The following is a 13,685-nucleotide window of genomic DNA, read 5'->3' as shown; positions in this document are numbered from 1 at the left end:
GCATCGTCTTGCCCCGTCGGCCATGACTGCTGCGCTATTCGGGAGAAGACCATGGACGCCTCATCCGCCTTTCAGGACACATTGCCGCTTAGTTCCGATGCACTGCTGGCGCAGCTGGACGATTGGGGGCTGCCCTATCGCCTGCACAGCCACGTCCCGCTGCGGACGGTCGAAGAGTCGAAGGCGGTCGAGGATCAGTTCATGGTGCCGGGCGAAAACGCGTTGCGGCTCAAGAACCTGTATCTGCGCGACAAGAAAAAGCGGAACTACCTGGTGACGCTGGAGCAGAGCCGCGAGATCGACCTCAAGGCGCTGGGCGCCGAACTGGGGGTGGGCAACCTGTCCTTCGGGTCGGCGGATCGGCTGATGCAGAACCTTGGCATCCGTCCCGGCGCGGTCAGCCCGCTGGCGATGATCAACGGCGTCGGCAACGATGTGCGGTTTTTCATGGACGACGCGGCGCAGCATGCGGACGTGATTTATATGCATCCGCTTGTCAACGACCGGACGGTGGCCATGGCGCGCGACGACCTGATGGCCTTCTTCGACCGGATCGGGTGCGAGGTTACCTGGCATCCCTGATCAATCGCTCAGCGCCTCTTTCAACGCGGCGGCGACATGGGCGGCCGAGGGATTGACGAACAGGTGCCCGTCGGTCTCGAAAACCGGGTCATCAAGATGTTGGGGAAAGGCCAGCGGCAATTCGGTGCAGGCCAGCAGGATCGCGGTTCCGGGGGCGGCGTGCCGGTTGCAGAACGCCAGCAGACGGTGGCGGGCATTGGCCGAGGCACCGCCATAGAACTCGGTGTCGATCATGGCCTGCATTTCCGCGATCTGGTCCTCGGGAAGTCGGTCATTGGCTGTGATGCCTTCAACCGCCAGCCTTTCCGCATAGTGGCGCGCTTGCATCGTGACCGAGGTTCCCAGCACCAGCGCGCATTTGGCGCGTGTCGTTTTGGTGGCCACGGCGGTTGCATCAAAGATACTCAGGATCGGCATGGTCACGCCCTGCCGGATCGCATGCAAACGGGCGTGAGGTGTGTTCGAGGCAATGATGCCGAAATCACATCCCGCCTGCTCAAGCGTCAGCAGTGCATCGCGGAAAAGGGCATCGAACGCGGACCAGCTTGCTTCGTCGCCGGCAGTTCCGCGCAGCGCGCGGGTTCTGGCCTGGGTGACGGATTCGATGGTCATCGGAGGAACAGGCAGCGGTGATCCGTGCCCACGGTCTGCAAAATGGCGCCCGGCGCCCTCGGCGATGGCGCGGTAATAGTCTATTGTCGACGCCCAGCCGACCCCGCCCAGAATTCCGATCTTCTTCATGACAACCGTCCAATCTGCCGATCCAGTTCGGGTGCAGATTGGACGGTTTGACCAAGGATGGCCAGTGGCCGGATCAGGCGGCCAGTTCGGCCACGGCTTTCTGCGCGTTGCTCAGCGCGGCTTCCGGATCCAGCGCCATGCGGTCGGCGGCCACCACATCCACGTCGTGGATGCCGATGAAGCCCAGCACATGGCGGGCGTATCCGGTGGCGAAGTCGATCTCGGACCCCACGGCAGTGCCGCCCGAAGCGATGGCGAGGATGGCGCGCTTGCCTTCCAGCAGGCCCTTGGGGCCGTTTTCGGTATACGAGAATGTCAGTCCCGCGCGGGCGACCAGGTCGATCCAGGCCTTGAAGGCAGCGGGGACCGAGAAATTGTAGATCGGCAGCCCGATCACCACCGTGTCGGCCTGCTGCAGTTCCTTGACCAACTCGTCCGACAGGGCCAGCAGGTCGCGCTGGGTGGCGTCGCGTTGATCGGCGGGGGTGAAGTTGGCGGTGATCCAGTCCTCGGTCAGCAGGGGCAGGGGCGTGGCCAGGTCGCGGCGGATGATGCGGCCGGCGCCCAGGTGCTGGACGATGCGGGCCGACAGGTCGCGGGTGGCCGAGCCGGTGCGGCGGGCCGAGGCGTCGATATGCAGGATGGTCTTTGTCATAGCGTGGGTCCTTCTCAGGGTTCGGATTTTGTGTCTGAGCCCAATATGAGTATTGCGTGAGCGAACGAAACTGGGATAAATCAACAGTCATTGTTGGAAATTGCACAGAATTGGTATTGTCATGGACAATTGGGACGAGGTCCGCACCGCCTATCAGGTAGCGCGTATGGGCACGGTCAGCGGCGCGGCCGAGGTTCTGGGGGTGCACCACGCCACGGTGATCCGCCATATCGATGCGATCGAGGCCCGGCTGAAGGTCAAGCTGTTCCAGCGCCACGCGCGCGGCTACACCCCGACCGAGGCGGGCGAGGATCTGCTGCGCGTGGCCCAGGCCACCGAGGATCAGTTCAACCAGCTGGTCGGGCGGCTGAAGGGGCGCGGAGACGATGTCTCGGGCGAGCTGGTGGTGACTTCGCTGGCCTCGCTGGCACCGCTGGTGGTGCCCACGCTGACCGCGTTCCAGCAGGACCATCCCGATCTGATCGTGCGCTATCTGACCGGCGACCGCCTGTTCCGCCTGGAATATGGCGAGGCGCATGTGGCCATCCGTGCCGGTGCGGCCCCAGATCAGCCGGACAACGTGGTGCAGCCCTTCATGACGCAAGAAGTGGGGCTTTATGCCAGTCAGGACTATATCGCGCGGCGCGGCCTGCCCGCGGGCGTCGAGAATTTCCCCAACCACGCCTTCGTCGGGGCGGATGACGAAAACAGCCGCGCGCCTTTTTCGCGCTGGCTGCGCGCCAATGTCCCGGCCGAGGCGATCACCTTCCGCTGCTCCAACAACTTCACCGTGGCCGAAGCGGTTCTGGCCGGGGCAGGGATCGGCTTCATGGCCCGGTGGGAGGCCGCCCGCCATCCGCAGTTGCAGGAGGTGATGGAGCCGCTGCCGGAATGGGCCGGCAACCTGTGGCTGGTGACCCATGTGGATCTGCACCGCACCAACAAGGTGCAGACCTTTCTGAAATTCCTCAAGGAGCAGGCAAAGGACTGGCTGCCATGAGCCCGCAGGCGCGTGGCCATCTGGCCATGCTGGTGTTCTCGGCGCTGGTGGCGGGCAGTTTCTCGCTGGGCTCGATGATCGCCAACGAGATCGCGCCGGCGGCGTTGAACGCCGCGCGGTTCGCAATTGCCGGCGTGGTGATCGGCATCGCGGCGCTGATGACGACCGGCCTGCCGCGCAGCGCGGCGCGCGCGCCGTGGCGGTATCTGGTGCTGGGCGGGCTGTTCTCGGCCTATTTCGTGTTGATGTTCTACGGGCTGAAGACCGCGCCGCCGGTCAGCGCGGCGGCGGTGTTTACCCTGACGCCGATCCTGTCGGCGGTGGCGGGTTGGGTCCTGCTGCGCCAGATCACCACCCCGCACATGGCCCTTGCATTGAGCGTGGGCGCGGTTGGCGCGCTTTGGGTGGTGTTCCGCGCCGATTGGCTGGCCTTTCGCGCCTTTGAGATCGGGCAGGGCGAGATCATCTATTTCTGGGGCTGCGTGGCCCATGCGATCTATACGCCCATGGTGCGCAAGCTGAACCGGGGCGAGCCGCCGGTCGTGTTCACCTTCGGCACGCTTGTGGCCGGATGCGCGGTGCTGACGGTGTTCGGCTGGTCCGACATCCGCGCGACCGACTGGGCCAACCTGCCGGCGATCGTCTGGATCGGTCTGTTCTATGTGGCCGTCTGCGCCAGCGCGGCCACCTTCGTTCTGTTGCAATATGCCACGCTACTGCTGCCATCGGCCAAGGTCATGGCCTATACCTACCTGACGCCCAGCTGGGTGATCATCTGGCAGATCGCGCTGGGCCAGCCGGCGCCTGGCCTTCTTGTTCTTGTGGGGATAGGGCTGACGATCCTTGCCCTGGTGCTGTTGCTGAAAGGGGATGACCTGGGGATGGCTCGGCGACAAACCGCGTTGGACTGACCTTTGCCAAAGCGCCCGTTCGTGGCAGGGTGGGGCAAACTCCGAAAGGACCGGAACATGCACAGATTGATTGCCTCGGCCACGCTAATGCTGGTTTTTGGGTGTACGCAGGACACCACCGACAATTCAACCCTTCAAGCCAGCTGCGAGGCATTGGTGGCTGCTGAGGCCAACCGGAGCCCCGCGGATGTCCAGGCTCTGTCGACAACTGCCGAACCGGCGGGAACCGTCACACAAGTCACAGTGGCCGGCGCTCAGGCCCCGTGGCTGTGCCGCGCCGATCCCAGCGGTGTGGTCACAGGGGTCGAGTACAGCCAGCAAGGCTGATCCTCTTGGATTGAGCCACATCAAGGGCCGGTTATGTCAAACCCGCTAAGCTGTCGGCGTGAAAGGAGGGACTGATGTTCCAACACATAATGTTTCCCGTCGATCTGCATCTGCCACCCGAAGTGCGCAAAGCGGCCGAAGTTGCGGCACAGATCGCCCGGTGGCAGGGCGCGCGGATCACCATCGTCAGCGTGACAAGCAACCAGCCCGGCGACCCCACGCAAACCGAATCCGCGATCAAGGACCACCTTTCCGATCTGGCGGACGAGTTGTCCCAGGCCAGCGGAGCGCAAGTTGATTTCCGCAACATTCATTCGGTGGATGTGGCGGTCGAAGTGGATGGTGATCTGGCCCGCACCGCTGAAGAGATCGGTGCCGACCTGATCGTGGTGGGCACCCATGCGCCACGGATTACCGACTTCATCCTGTCCAGCCATGCCGGATATCTGGCCAAACATGCCAGCATGTCGGTCTTCGTGGTGCGCTAGGCCTCGTCCCCCGCGGAAAGCTGGTTTTCCAGAAACCGCTCGAACGCGTCCAGATTCACGGGTTCGAACTGCCCGAACCCCTGCATCCAGACCGAGGCCGCGCGCAGGGCGTCGGGTTCCAGCTTGCACCATTTCACCCGGCCACGCTTTTCCTGACTGATCAGCCCGGCTCGGGTCAGGATCGTAAGGTGCTTCGAGATCGCCGCCAGCGACATCTCGAACGGCTGGGCCACGTCGGTGACGGCCATGTCATCCTCGAGCAGCATCGCCAGTATCGCGCGCCGCGTGGGGTCGGCCAGGGCCGCAAAGACGGTATCGAGGTCATCGGACATGATCCCGCTGAACCACAGCGGGAAAGTTTGGTCAACCATTTGGTTGAATATGCGGAATCCGATGTTTCCAGCGGCATGGTTTGTTCGCGGCCCGATCGTCAGTCAGAGCGTGTCCATAAAAATCATTTGAAAACATAGGCTTAAGCTGCGTCAATTGGAGCCATCAACAGCGTTGACTCTGCGCGCGAGGCCGCTTAGCAACTGCGCCAAGACTGTGCGAGGGAAACGCCCGTGACCGATGACGACCCAAAGCAGCGCCTGACGCAGCTTGAGGCCAAGATCGACGCGGCAAAAAAGGCCAAAGCGCCGAAACCTCGTGCGGACGCTGACATATCCGGGGGCGAGCTGGCCTGGCGGATGGTCATCGAGATGGTTTCCGGTCTGGGGATCGGATTTGGCATCGGGTACGGGCTGGACAGCCTGTTCGGGACGATCCCGATCTTCCTGGTGCTGTTCACATTGCTGGGCCTTGTCGCGGGCGTGAAGGTCATGCTCCGCAGCGCGCAAGAAGCTCAAGAGAAACAAGCGGCCTCGACACAGGCCGAGAAGGACGAGAGGGACTGAACGTGGCGACCGAGACCACCGCAGCAGAAGGCAGCAGCCTGGTTTTCCATCCGATGGACCAGTTCATCGTCAAGCCGCTTTTCGGCGGTGAGATGGCTTGGTACACGCCCACCAACGTGACCCTGTGGCTGTTCTTCGCGGTTCTGGCCATCATCGGCCTGCTGGTGCTCAGCACCTCGAAGCGCGCCATCGTTCCGACCCGCATGCAGTCGATCGCCGAGCTGGCCTACGGCTTCATCTACAAGATGCTGGAAGACATCTGTGGCAAGGAAGGCGTCAAGTACTTCCCGTATGTCATGACCCTGTTCATGTTCATCGTCACCGCGAACTTCCTCGGCCTGATCCCGACCTCGTTCACCACCACGTCGCATTTCGCAGTCACAATTCCGCTGGCGCTGGCCGTGTTCCTGACCGTGACCGTTCTGGGCTTTGTCAAGAACGGCGCCGGCTTCCTGAGCCTGTTCTGGGTGTCCAGCGCGCCGCTGGCGCTGCGCCCGATCCTGGCGATCATCGAGCTGATCTCGTACTTCGTGCGCCCGGTCAGCCACTCCATTCGTCTTGCGGGTAACGTCATGGCCGGCCACGCCGTGATCAAGGTTTTCGCCGGCTTCGCCGCGGTCGCCGTGATCTCGCCCGTATCGGTTCTGGCGATCACCGCAATGTACGGTCTCGAGGTCCTGGTGGCCTTCATCCAGGCCTACGTATTCACCATTCTGACCTGTGTTTATCTGAAGGACGCTCTGCATCCGCATCACTGATCAGGGGCGACCCTGAGCACAGGAACGATAACCCAAAATCGAAACTTCCAATTCGTAAGGAGATACATCATGGAAGGCGATCTCGCACACATCGGCGCAGGCCTGGCAGCAATCGGTTCCGGCGCGGCCGCAATCGGGGTGGGCAACGTGGCCGGCAACTTCCTGGCCGGCGCTCTGCGCAACCCTTCGGCGGCTGCTTCGCAGACCGCAACCCTGTTCATCGGTATCGCATTCGCAGAAGCCCTGGGGATCTTCGCATTCCTGGTCTCGCTGCTGCTGATGTTCGCCGTTTAATCTGCGGAACCTGATCCTTACGCGCAGGTGGGCCCAAGCCATAGCGGCCCACCTGTTGTAAAGACAACGTTCCGACGGAGGACATCATGGCGACAGAACCCATAGCTGCAGAAGCAGTCGGCAAATGCGTCGATTCCCATGGCTCGGCCATCGGGATGCCGCAGCTCTGCTTCGATTGGTTCCCCAACCAGATCTTCTGGCTGGTCATTACGCTGGTCGTCATCTTTCTGGTCCTGTCCCGCGTGGCCCTGCCGCGCATCGCGGCGATCCTGGCCGAGCGTCAGGGGACCATTACAAATGACCTGGCTGCGGCCGAAGATCTGAAGGCCAAGGCGGTCGAGGCCGAAGAGGCCTATAACAAGGCGCTGGCCGATGCCCGTGCCGAGGCTCAGCGGATCGCAGCCGAAGCGCGCGCCGAAATCCAGGCGGACCTGGATGACGCGATTGCCAAGGCAGACGCGGAAATCGCGGCCAAGGCGGCAGAATCGGAGAAGGCAATTGCCGAAATCCGTGCCGGAGCGCTGGAAAGCATTCAACAGGTTGCCAACGATACGGCGGCCGAACTGGTGACTGCGCTGGGCGGCGAGGCGGATGCCAAAGCCATCAGCAGTGCCATCAGCGCGCAGATGAAAGGATAAGTGACATGCGGAATACACTTGCTCTTATCCTGACCGCAGGCTTCGCCAGCCCGGCGCTGGCCGCAAGCGGTCCGTTCTTCTCGCTGGCGAACACCGATTTCGTCGTGACGCTGGGCTTCATCGTCTTTATCGCGGTCCTGTTCTATTTCAAGGTTCCCTCGATGATTGGCGGGGCGCTGGACAACCGCGCCGAAGGCATTAAGGCCGAGCTGGACGAGGCCCGTGCCCTGCATGAAGAAGCGCGCAGCCTGCTGGCCTCATACGAACGCAAGCAGCGCGAAGTGCAGACTCAGGCCGAAGCCATCGTGGCCGCGGCGAAGGAAGATTCGGTTCTGGCTGCCGAACAGGCAAAGGCGGATCTGGAGAAATCCATCGCGCGTCGTCTGGCTGCCGCACAGGATCAAATCGCATCGGCCGAGGCCTCGGCAGTGAAGGAAGTGCGCGACCAGGCTGTTACTGCGGCCGTTGCGGCGGCCAAGTCCGTGCTGGCCAAGCAGATGACTGCGGCGCAAGCCAACAAGCTGATTGACTCGGCGATCTCCGAGGTCGGTGACAAGCTGCACTGAGCTGTTCGGCGTGACCCAATCTCAATTTCCAAAACCCGAAAGCTGCCTGCTTTCGGGTTTTTTTGCTTGTAGCCCGTGTCATTGTCTGTTGATTCAGGGCAGTCAGCTTGTGGCGTTTCGGTGAGGTACGATGACATCCGGACATACCAAGATTGTTGATCCCGCCCCTGTGTGCGTGTTCGCGTTCAACCGACCCGAACATACGCGGCGGACGTTGGACGCCCTGGCCCAATCGCCCTTGGCCGCGTCGACATCCTTGACCGTATTCATCGACGGCCCCCGCAATGATGCCGAAAAGCCGATTGTTGACGCTGTTGCGCAGGTGGCCGAAACGCAGCGGGGCTTTGCCAGTATCGAGCTGCGCCGACGTGACCGGAATGCAGGGCTGGCCGTATCGATCGAGGAGGGTGTTTCGCAGATGATGGCGGAGCATGGCCGCGCGATCATTCTCGAGGATGATATACTCACGTCGCCAGCCTTTCTTCATTATATGAACCTTGCGCTGGACCGCTACAAGGACGAGCACGCGGTCTGGCATATTGCCGGCTACAATGAGGACGTGCCTGCCTTTCGCCGAGCGCAGGGCGCATATCTTTGGCGTTTCATGAGTTGCTGGGGATGGGCAACCTGGGCGGACCGTTGGGCGCATTACAGCCGCGACCCTGACGCGCTGGTGGATGAGTTTTCAGACGCAGACATCGCCCGCTTCAACCTCGACGGGGCACAGGACTATTGGTCGCAGGTTCTGGCGAACCAGACCGGCGAGTTGAAGACATGGGCGGTTTTCTGGTACGCGACCATTTTCCGGAATCGCGGATTGTGCCTGTCCCCATATTTTTCCTATGTAGAGAACATCGGTTTTGATGGATCCGGCAGTCATGGTGTGGTGAACAAGTCCTACACGCGCAGCCGCCTGAACTCCAACCTTTCGCCGGGCTTACCTGACCAGATCTCGGAAAATACCGATGCGGTGGAGCAGGTGAAACTGTATTACCTGACCAAACCCGGCAAACTGGAAAAGATCAGGCGCAAGCTCAACAGGTTTGTCGGCAGGCTCATGTCCAAGAGGGAAAGATGATAGAGCGCATAGGAAACTGGCTTCGCGAAAAGCGCTACAAGCGCCACAGGCTGCAAACGGTTCGGGCCAGGCACGGTTTGCGCCTGGTCACACTCGGCTCTGACTATGGTGGCTGGACTTTCCTCGAGGACGAGAGTCTGCAGGGCTGCACGATCGTCAGCGCTGGTCTTGGAGAGGACGCGTCTTTCGACGTCGAGTTTGCGAACCGCTACAGCGCTAGGGTCGTGATCATCGATCCGACACCTCGGGCCGTGGCCCATTTTGGCGCGATGAAAAAGCGTTTCGGCCAAGTGGGTGAAACGGGCTACGTTTCAGGTGGTTCACAGCCCGTTGAAGCCTACGACCTGAGCACCTGCAGTGAAGACAACCTGATAATGGTCGATCGCGCCCTTTGGTGCCGCAACGAGACACTGCGTTTTTTTCTTCCCAAGAACCCCGAGCATGTGTCGCACTCGATCGTGAATTTCCAGAACGATTATCGTCAGGATACCGATCACCTGATGGTTCAGGCCGATACATTGCAGGAAGTACTGGACGATCACGCAATTCCAATCGAGGAAGTCCAGCTGTTGAAGCTCGACATAGAAGGTGCGGAAGTCGAAGTTCTTGAGCAGATTCTGGCAGACGGGCTGCGGCCCCAGCAGATCTGCGTCGAATACGACGAACTCAACCGGCCCGGAAAGAAAGCCTTTCAGCGGGTTGATGCCGCAGACAAGGCGCTGAGGGCAGCAGGGTATGTCTGCGTCTATGGAAATGGCAGTACCGACTATTTGTACCTGCACGAGAAACAGCCCTGACGTGCTTCTTTCGAGTATTTCATGCGCTAGAAAACGGGCGGAACCAAGCGTCGTGACTCTGGGGCTCGTGACCAGATTCTACGCCGGACAAATGGAGTCGCGGTGCTCAAGGTAAACCACATCAGTTTCAGTAGTTCTGAGGGGGGCGCGGCGATTGCGGCGCACCGGCTGCATATGGCCCTAAACGCCAGCGGCGTGAACTCAACCATGACCGTTGCGCGAGGTCAGGAAGGGCCAGGCATCACCACGTTCAAGCCGGCCAAGGGTCTGGGACGAATGATTCAACGGGAAATGGCGCGCAGTATCCGGCGCCGGCATGAAGCGGATTTCTCGGGTTTGATTTCGCTGGGTCAGGTCCGTTCGGGCTTGGCGAAGTACCTGAACCAGCAGCCCTCACAAATTCTGAACCTGCACTGGGTCAACTCGGATCTGATGTCAATCCGCGAGATCGGAAACCTGTGTCATCCGGTTGTATGGACCATGCATGACATGTGGCCGTTCTGTGGGGTGGAGCACTACTCTGAGGGCGATGCCTGGAAAAACGGTTACGCGACCGAGCAGGATAGCCGAGCGAGCAGGCTGAACCGCCGTGTCTGGAAGAGAAAACAGCGGTTTTGGACGCGGCCGTTCCATCTTGTTGCACCCAGCCGCTGGCTGGCGGATTGCGCCCGGCAAAGCACCTTGACGCAGGACTGGCCCGTTTCAGTCATTCCCAACGCAATCGATACCGATGTCTGGCGCCCCACCGACCGAGACGCGGCAAGAGATCGATTGGGTCTGCCACGCGACTCTGCTGTCATCGGTTTTGGGGCCATGGGGGGCGACAGCGATCCGCGCAAAGGATTTAGGCACCTCAAGGAAGCTCTGTCGATCCTGAAACAGGAAAGATCTGATATCCGGGTTCTGATATTCGGCGCGGATGCGCATGAGGTCGATCTGCCCTTTCCGGCTCATTTCACTGGACAACATTCAGTGCCCGAGGAACTGCGGTCTGTTTATGCGTGCGCGGACGTTTTTGCGTTGCCGTCCCGACAAGACAACCTGCCCAACACCGGCGTCGAGGCGCTTTCTTGCGGTATTCCGATCGTCGGGTTCAAGATCGGTGGATTGCCCGATCTGGTCCCGAACCCCGGGTGCGGGCGGCTGGCCAAGCCGTTTGATGCGCGGGACTTGGCGGATTGCCTAAAGGGGGTGATTGATGATCAGCGTTCCTGCGAGGCTCAAGGGCAGAAGCGCGACGGGAATGCTGCGCGCAAACATGCCCTGCAGAGCTATGCGATGCCAATCGTGGCCGAGCAATACAGGCGCCTTTATGAAACGCTGGGGTTGAAGGCGCAGTGAGAGGCAGAGGGCCTCAACCGCCCAAGTTGCCAACCTCATGTTCCAGCCGCTGGCGCGCGATCAGTTCGTTGCGCCGGGCCTTCTGCTGGTCTTCCATGCAGCGTTCGACAAAGCTCAGATGCTGTTCCACTGCCTGCCGGGCGGTTTCGGGGTCGCGGGCCTGAAGGGCTGCGTTGATTGCCCTGTGCTGGTTTAGGATAGCGTCGCGTGTGGTGCGCTGGTGGAACATGATCTGGCGGTTGTAGAACACGCCCTGCCGCAGCAGATCGAACATCGACCGCATCATGTGCAGCATCACCACGTTGTGGCTGGCCTCGATGATGGCCATGTGGAACTGCGCGTCCAGATGGGCCTCGTCATCGGCCGCGTTGCGGGCATGGGCGGCCTCCATCTTGTCGAAAATCGTCTGGATCACCTTCAGGTCGCTGCCCGAGCCCAGACGCGCGGCGCGTTCGGCCGCCAGCCCTTCCATGTCGCGCCGGAACGACAGGTAATCGAATACGGCCTCGTCATGGCTGCCGAAAAGACGGATCAGTGCGGGCGAAAAGGCCGAGCCCAGAACCTCGGCCACATAAATGCCTGACCCTGCCTTGGCGGTCAGCAGGCCCTGCTCCTGCAGTTGCGAGATCGCCTCGCGCAGCGACGGGCGCGACACACCCAGCCGGTCGGCCAGCTCGCGCTCGGACGGCAGGCGCTCACCGGGGCGCAGGATCCCGCGCAGGATCAGCAGTTCGATCTGTTTGACGACGGCCAGGGACAGTTTCTCGGTCTGGACTTTCTGAAAGGGCATCGGATCATCGCTGAAAATTGGTCAAATCATATGACCACATATGCCCGGCCCGTGCAAGAACGGGCCGCGATCACATTGGCTGAAACACTAGGTCAGTATTATTGACTTTAAACGCAGAGGTCATAGCGTCGGTCCGACCCAGCGGAGGAGGCTCGGCACATGCACCAGCTATTTGCAACGCGCGCCGCGCGAATGAAGGCGTCTGAAATCCGAGAGCTGCTGAAGCTGCTGGATCAACCCGGCATCATTTCCTTTGCCGGCGGTATCCCCGACCCGGCGCTTTTTCCGACCGAGGCGTTTTCTCAGGCATTCCAACAGGCACTTGGTGCTGGCGGCGGCGCGCAGGCGCTGCAGTATTCCGTGTCCGAAGGGTACATGCCGTTGCGGGAATGCATCGCCGACCACATGCGCAAGATCGGCATCAACTGCGGCCCCGACGACGTACTGATCACCTCGGGCTCGCAGCAGGCGCTCGACTATCTGGGCAAACTGTTTCTGTCGCCCGGCGACACGGCGCTGGTCGGGTGGCCGACCTACCTGGGCGCCTTGGCGGCCTTCAACGCCTATGAACCACGCTTTGACCGGTTGCGCGAAGGCGGCAATGCGGGCGCGGCGCAATACCGGGCCGCGGCGGGGCCGGGGACCGTCAAATACGGCTATCTGTCTCCCGATTTTGCAAACCCGACCGGTGAGACCGTCGATCGGCAGGGGCGCGAGGCCCTTCTGGATCTGGCCGAGGAGTTGGACTGCGCCCTGATCGAGGACGGCGCCTATCAGGCCCTGCGCTATGACGGGCAGGCGATCCCGCCGATCCTTGCGCTGGAACTGGCGCGGAAGGGCGATCTGCAAGCCTGCCGGACGATCTATTGCGGCAGTTTTTCCAAGACCCTGTCGCCCGGATTGCGGGTGGGTTGGGTCGTGGCGGCGCGGCCCGTCATCGCGCAGCTTGTGCTGATGAAACAGGCCGCTGACCTGCATTCGGCCACCATCAACCAGATGGCCGTGCACCAAGTGGCCCAAACCTGTTTCGACAGCCACATCCTGAAAGTGCGCGCAACCTACGGTGCGCGCCGCGACGCGATGCTGGCGGCGCTGGATCGGCACATGCCCGAAGGCGTGCAATGGACCCGGCCCGAGGGTGGCATGTTCATCTGGCTGACCCTGCCGCCCGGCTCGGATGGCGCGCAGCTGCTGGCCCGCGCGCTTGAGACGGTCAAGGTCGCCTTTGTGCCCGGCCAGGCCTTTCACCCCGATGGCAGCGGCGCCAACACGATCCGGCTGAGTTTCTCCAACTCGGACGAGGCCACGATTGCCGAGGGCATTGAACGGCTGGGCACGCTCCTGCGCGGCTGAGCGCGGGAAAGCTTTCGTTAACCATTTTGCCGCAAAGCTGCGGCATGATCCGGTTCCTCGCCTTGCTGTTGCTGGCCGGTTGCTCGGCCGGCACGCCCCATTTCCGCGACGTGCCAGCGACCCGCGTGGCCGTGAACGGCAGCGTGTTCGACGTGCGCCTGCGCGGTGACCTGGCCGAGGCGGTCCGCATCAACAGCCAATATGCCCCGCGGCTGGGGCCGGTCCGAGATCGGGCCGCCTTGGCCATGGCTCAGGTCGCGGGCTGTCCGGTCGCCGATGTGCTGGGCGACGCGGCGGTGACCGTGGGCATCCTCGCCTGCGACCGCAGGGCGTCGGACCGGCTGTTGCTGGCTGCGGTCACGCCGACCAACTATGAATGCATCGACTTCGGAACCTATGAAAGCGGGGCGGACACCGGATACCAGGTGTTCGAGTGTTCGCCTTATTGACTCCGCGCAATTCCGCCCAAA

At 61.9% G+C, this 13,685-nt stretch carries 19 protein-coding genes; 15 read left to right on the top strand and 4 right to left on the bottom strand.

Going from position 1 to position 13,685, the window contains the following annotated elements:
• Positions 1–51 precede the first annotated feature (51 nt).
• The gene (locus ACR0FC_RS18065) at positions 52–582 is read left to right on the top strand and encodes a prolyl-tRNA synthetase associated domain-containing protein (RefSeq protein ID WP_170342729.1); all 531 of its coding nucleotides are present in this window, start codon (positions 52–54) and stop codon (positions 580–582) included.
• On the opposite strand, the gene ACR0FC_RS18060 is transcribed toward ACR0FC_RS18065, so the two are convergent.
• Both ACR0FC_RS18060 and ACR0FC_RS18055 read right to left on the bottom strand, forming a co-directional pair.
• Entirely contained in the window at positions 583–1,323 is a 741-nt protein-coding gene (locus tag ACR0FC_RS18060) for an aspartate/glutamate racemase family protein (protein WP_170342727.1), read from the bottom strand.
• 73 nt (positions 1,324–1,396) lie between these two features.
• Positions 1,397–1,978 carry an FMN-dependent NADH-azoreductase gene (locus tag ACR0FC_RS18055; RefSeq protein ID WP_170342725.1) on the bottom strand — a complete coding sequence of 194 codons (582 nt, stop codon included), beginning with the start codon at positions 1,976–1,978 and terminating at the stop codon, positions 1,397–1,399.
• Positions 1,979–2,099: 121 nt separating this feature from the next.
• Here ACR0FC_RS18055 and ACR0FC_RS18050 point away from each other — a divergent pair, with 121 nt between their 5' ends.
• The 4 genes from ACR0FC_RS18050 to ACR0FC_RS18035 all read left to right on the top strand — a co-directional run bounded on the left by ACR0FC_RS18050 (position 2,100) and on the right by ACR0FC_RS18035 (position 4,704).
• Positions 2,100–2,978: a LysR family transcriptional regulator gene (locus ACR0FC_RS18050; RefSeq protein ID WP_170342724.1), complete on the top strand. Its 879-nt coding sequence runs from the start codon at positions 2,100–2,102 to the stop codon at positions 2,976–2,978.
• Positions 2,975–3,889: a DMT family transporter gene (locus ACR0FC_RS18045; protein WP_170342722.1), complete on the top strand. Its 915-nt coding sequence runs from the start codon at positions 2,975–2,977 to the stop codon at positions 3,887–3,889. Before ACR0FC_RS18050 ends, ACR0FC_RS18045 begins: the two co-directional genes overlap by 4 nt.
• A 57-nt stretch (positions 3,890–3,946) precedes the next feature.
• Positions 3,947–4,216, top strand: a complete 270-nt coding sequence (locus tag ACR0FC_RS18040; RefSeq protein ID WP_170342720.1) for a hypothetical protein — start codon at positions 3,947–3,949, stop codon at positions 4,214–4,216.
• Between the two features lie 74 nt (positions 4,217–4,290).
• On the top strand, positions 4,291–4,704 hold the full coding sequence (locus ACR0FC_RS18035) for a universal stress protein (RefSeq protein WP_170342718.1): 414 nt from the start codon (positions 4,291–4,293) through the stop codon (positions 4,702–4,704).
• On the opposite strand, the gene ACR0FC_RS18030 is transcribed toward ACR0FC_RS18035, so the two are convergent.
• Positions 4,701–5,036 (bottom strand): ArsR/SmtB family transcription factor, encoded by a 336-nt coding sequence (locus ACR0FC_RS18030; RefSeq protein WP_093965326.1) that lies wholly within the window; start codon positions 5,034–5,036, stop codon positions 4,701–4,703. The genes ACR0FC_RS18035 and ACR0FC_RS18030 overlap by 4 nt on opposite strands.
• 231 nt (positions 5,037–5,267) lie before the next feature.
• On the opposite strand from ACR0FC_RS18030, the gene ACR0FC_RS18025 reads away from it, so the two are divergent.
• The 8 genes from ACR0FC_RS18025 to ACR0FC_RS17990 all read left to right on the top strand — a co-directional run bounded on the left by ACR0FC_RS18025 (position 5,268) and on the right by ACR0FC_RS17990 (position 11,072).
• Positions 5,268–5,600, top strand: coding sequence for an AtpZ/AtpI family protein (locus tag ACR0FC_RS18025; protein ID WP_093965213.1), 333 nt, complete (start codon positions 5,268–5,270; stop codon positions 5,598–5,600).
• A 2-nt stretch (positions 5,601–5,602) separates the two neighbouring features.
• Complete coding sequence (locus ACR0FC_RS18020) at positions 5,603–6,358, top strand: F0F1 ATP synthase subunit A (RefSeq protein ID WP_093965215.1); 756 nt, start codon at positions 5,603–5,605, stop codon at positions 6,356–6,358.
• 69 nt (positions 6,359–6,427) lie between these two features.
• A complete protein-coding gene (locus ACR0FC_RS18015; RefSeq protein WP_005981269.1) occupies positions 6,428–6,652 on the top strand; it encodes a F0F1 ATP synthase subunit C in 225 nt (74 codons plus the stop codon).
• An 86-nt stretch (positions 6,653–6,738) separates the two neighbouring features.
• Entirely contained in the window at positions 6,739–7,290 is a 552-nt protein-coding gene (locus ACR0FC_RS18010; protein ID WP_093965216.1) for a F0F1 ATP synthase subunit B', read from the top strand.
• Positions 7,291–7,295: 5 nt separating this feature from the next.
• A complete protein-coding gene (locus ACR0FC_RS18005) occupies positions 7,296–7,856 on the top strand; it encodes a F0F1 ATP synthase subunit B (protein WP_093965218.1) in 561 nt (186 codons plus the stop codon).
• Between the two features lie 130 nt (positions 7,857–7,986).
• On the top strand, positions 7,987–8,934 hold the full coding sequence (locus ACR0FC_RS18000; RefSeq protein ID WP_170342716.1) for a glycosyltransferase family protein: 948 nt from the start codon (positions 7,987–7,989) through the stop codon (positions 8,932–8,934).
• Positions 8,931–9,731 (top strand): FkbM family methyltransferase, encoded by an 801-nt coding sequence (locus ACR0FC_RS17995; RefSeq protein WP_170342715.1) that lies wholly within the window; start codon positions 8,931–8,933, stop codon positions 9,729–9,731. The genes ACR0FC_RS18000 and ACR0FC_RS17995 overlap by 4 nt, the downstream gene beginning before the upstream one ends.
• A 102-nt stretch (positions 9,732–9,833) precedes the next feature.
• Positions 9,834–11,072: a glycosyltransferase gene (locus ACR0FC_RS17990; protein ID WP_170342713.1), complete on the top strand. Its 1,239-nt coding sequence runs from the start codon at positions 9,834–9,836 to the stop codon at positions 11,070–11,072.
• A gap of 13 nt (positions 11,073–11,085) precedes the next feature.
• Here the strand turns inward: ACR0FC_RS17990 and ACR0FC_RS17985 are convergent, their stop codons facing one another.
• Positions 11,086–11,862: a FadR/GntR family transcriptional regulator gene (locus ACR0FC_RS17985; protein ID WP_170342711.1), complete on the bottom strand. Its 777-nt coding sequence runs from the start codon at positions 11,860–11,862 to the stop codon at positions 11,086–11,088.
• 159 nt (positions 11,863–12,021) lie between these two features.
• On the opposite strand from ACR0FC_RS17985, the gene ACR0FC_RS17980 reads away from it, so the two are divergent.
• Positions 12,022–13,215: an aminotransferase-like domain-containing protein gene (locus tag ACR0FC_RS17980; RefSeq protein ID WP_170342709.1), complete on the top strand. Its 1,194-nt coding sequence runs from the start codon at positions 12,022–12,024 to the stop codon at positions 13,213–13,215.
• A gap of 44 nt (positions 13,216–13,259) precedes the next feature.
• The gene (locus ACR0FC_RS17975) at positions 13,260–13,664 is read left to right on the top strand and encodes a hypothetical protein (RefSeq protein WP_170342707.1); all 405 of its coding nucleotides are present in this window, start codon (positions 13,260–13,262) and stop codon (positions 13,662–13,664) included.
• The last annotated feature ends 21 nt before the right edge of the window (positions 13,665–13,685 follow it).

The organism is Ruegeria sp. BB9, from assembly GCF_056539345.1.
The sequence above is the reverse complement of the archived record's forward strand: the minus strand, read 5'-3'. Positions and strand labels throughout refer to the sequence as shown.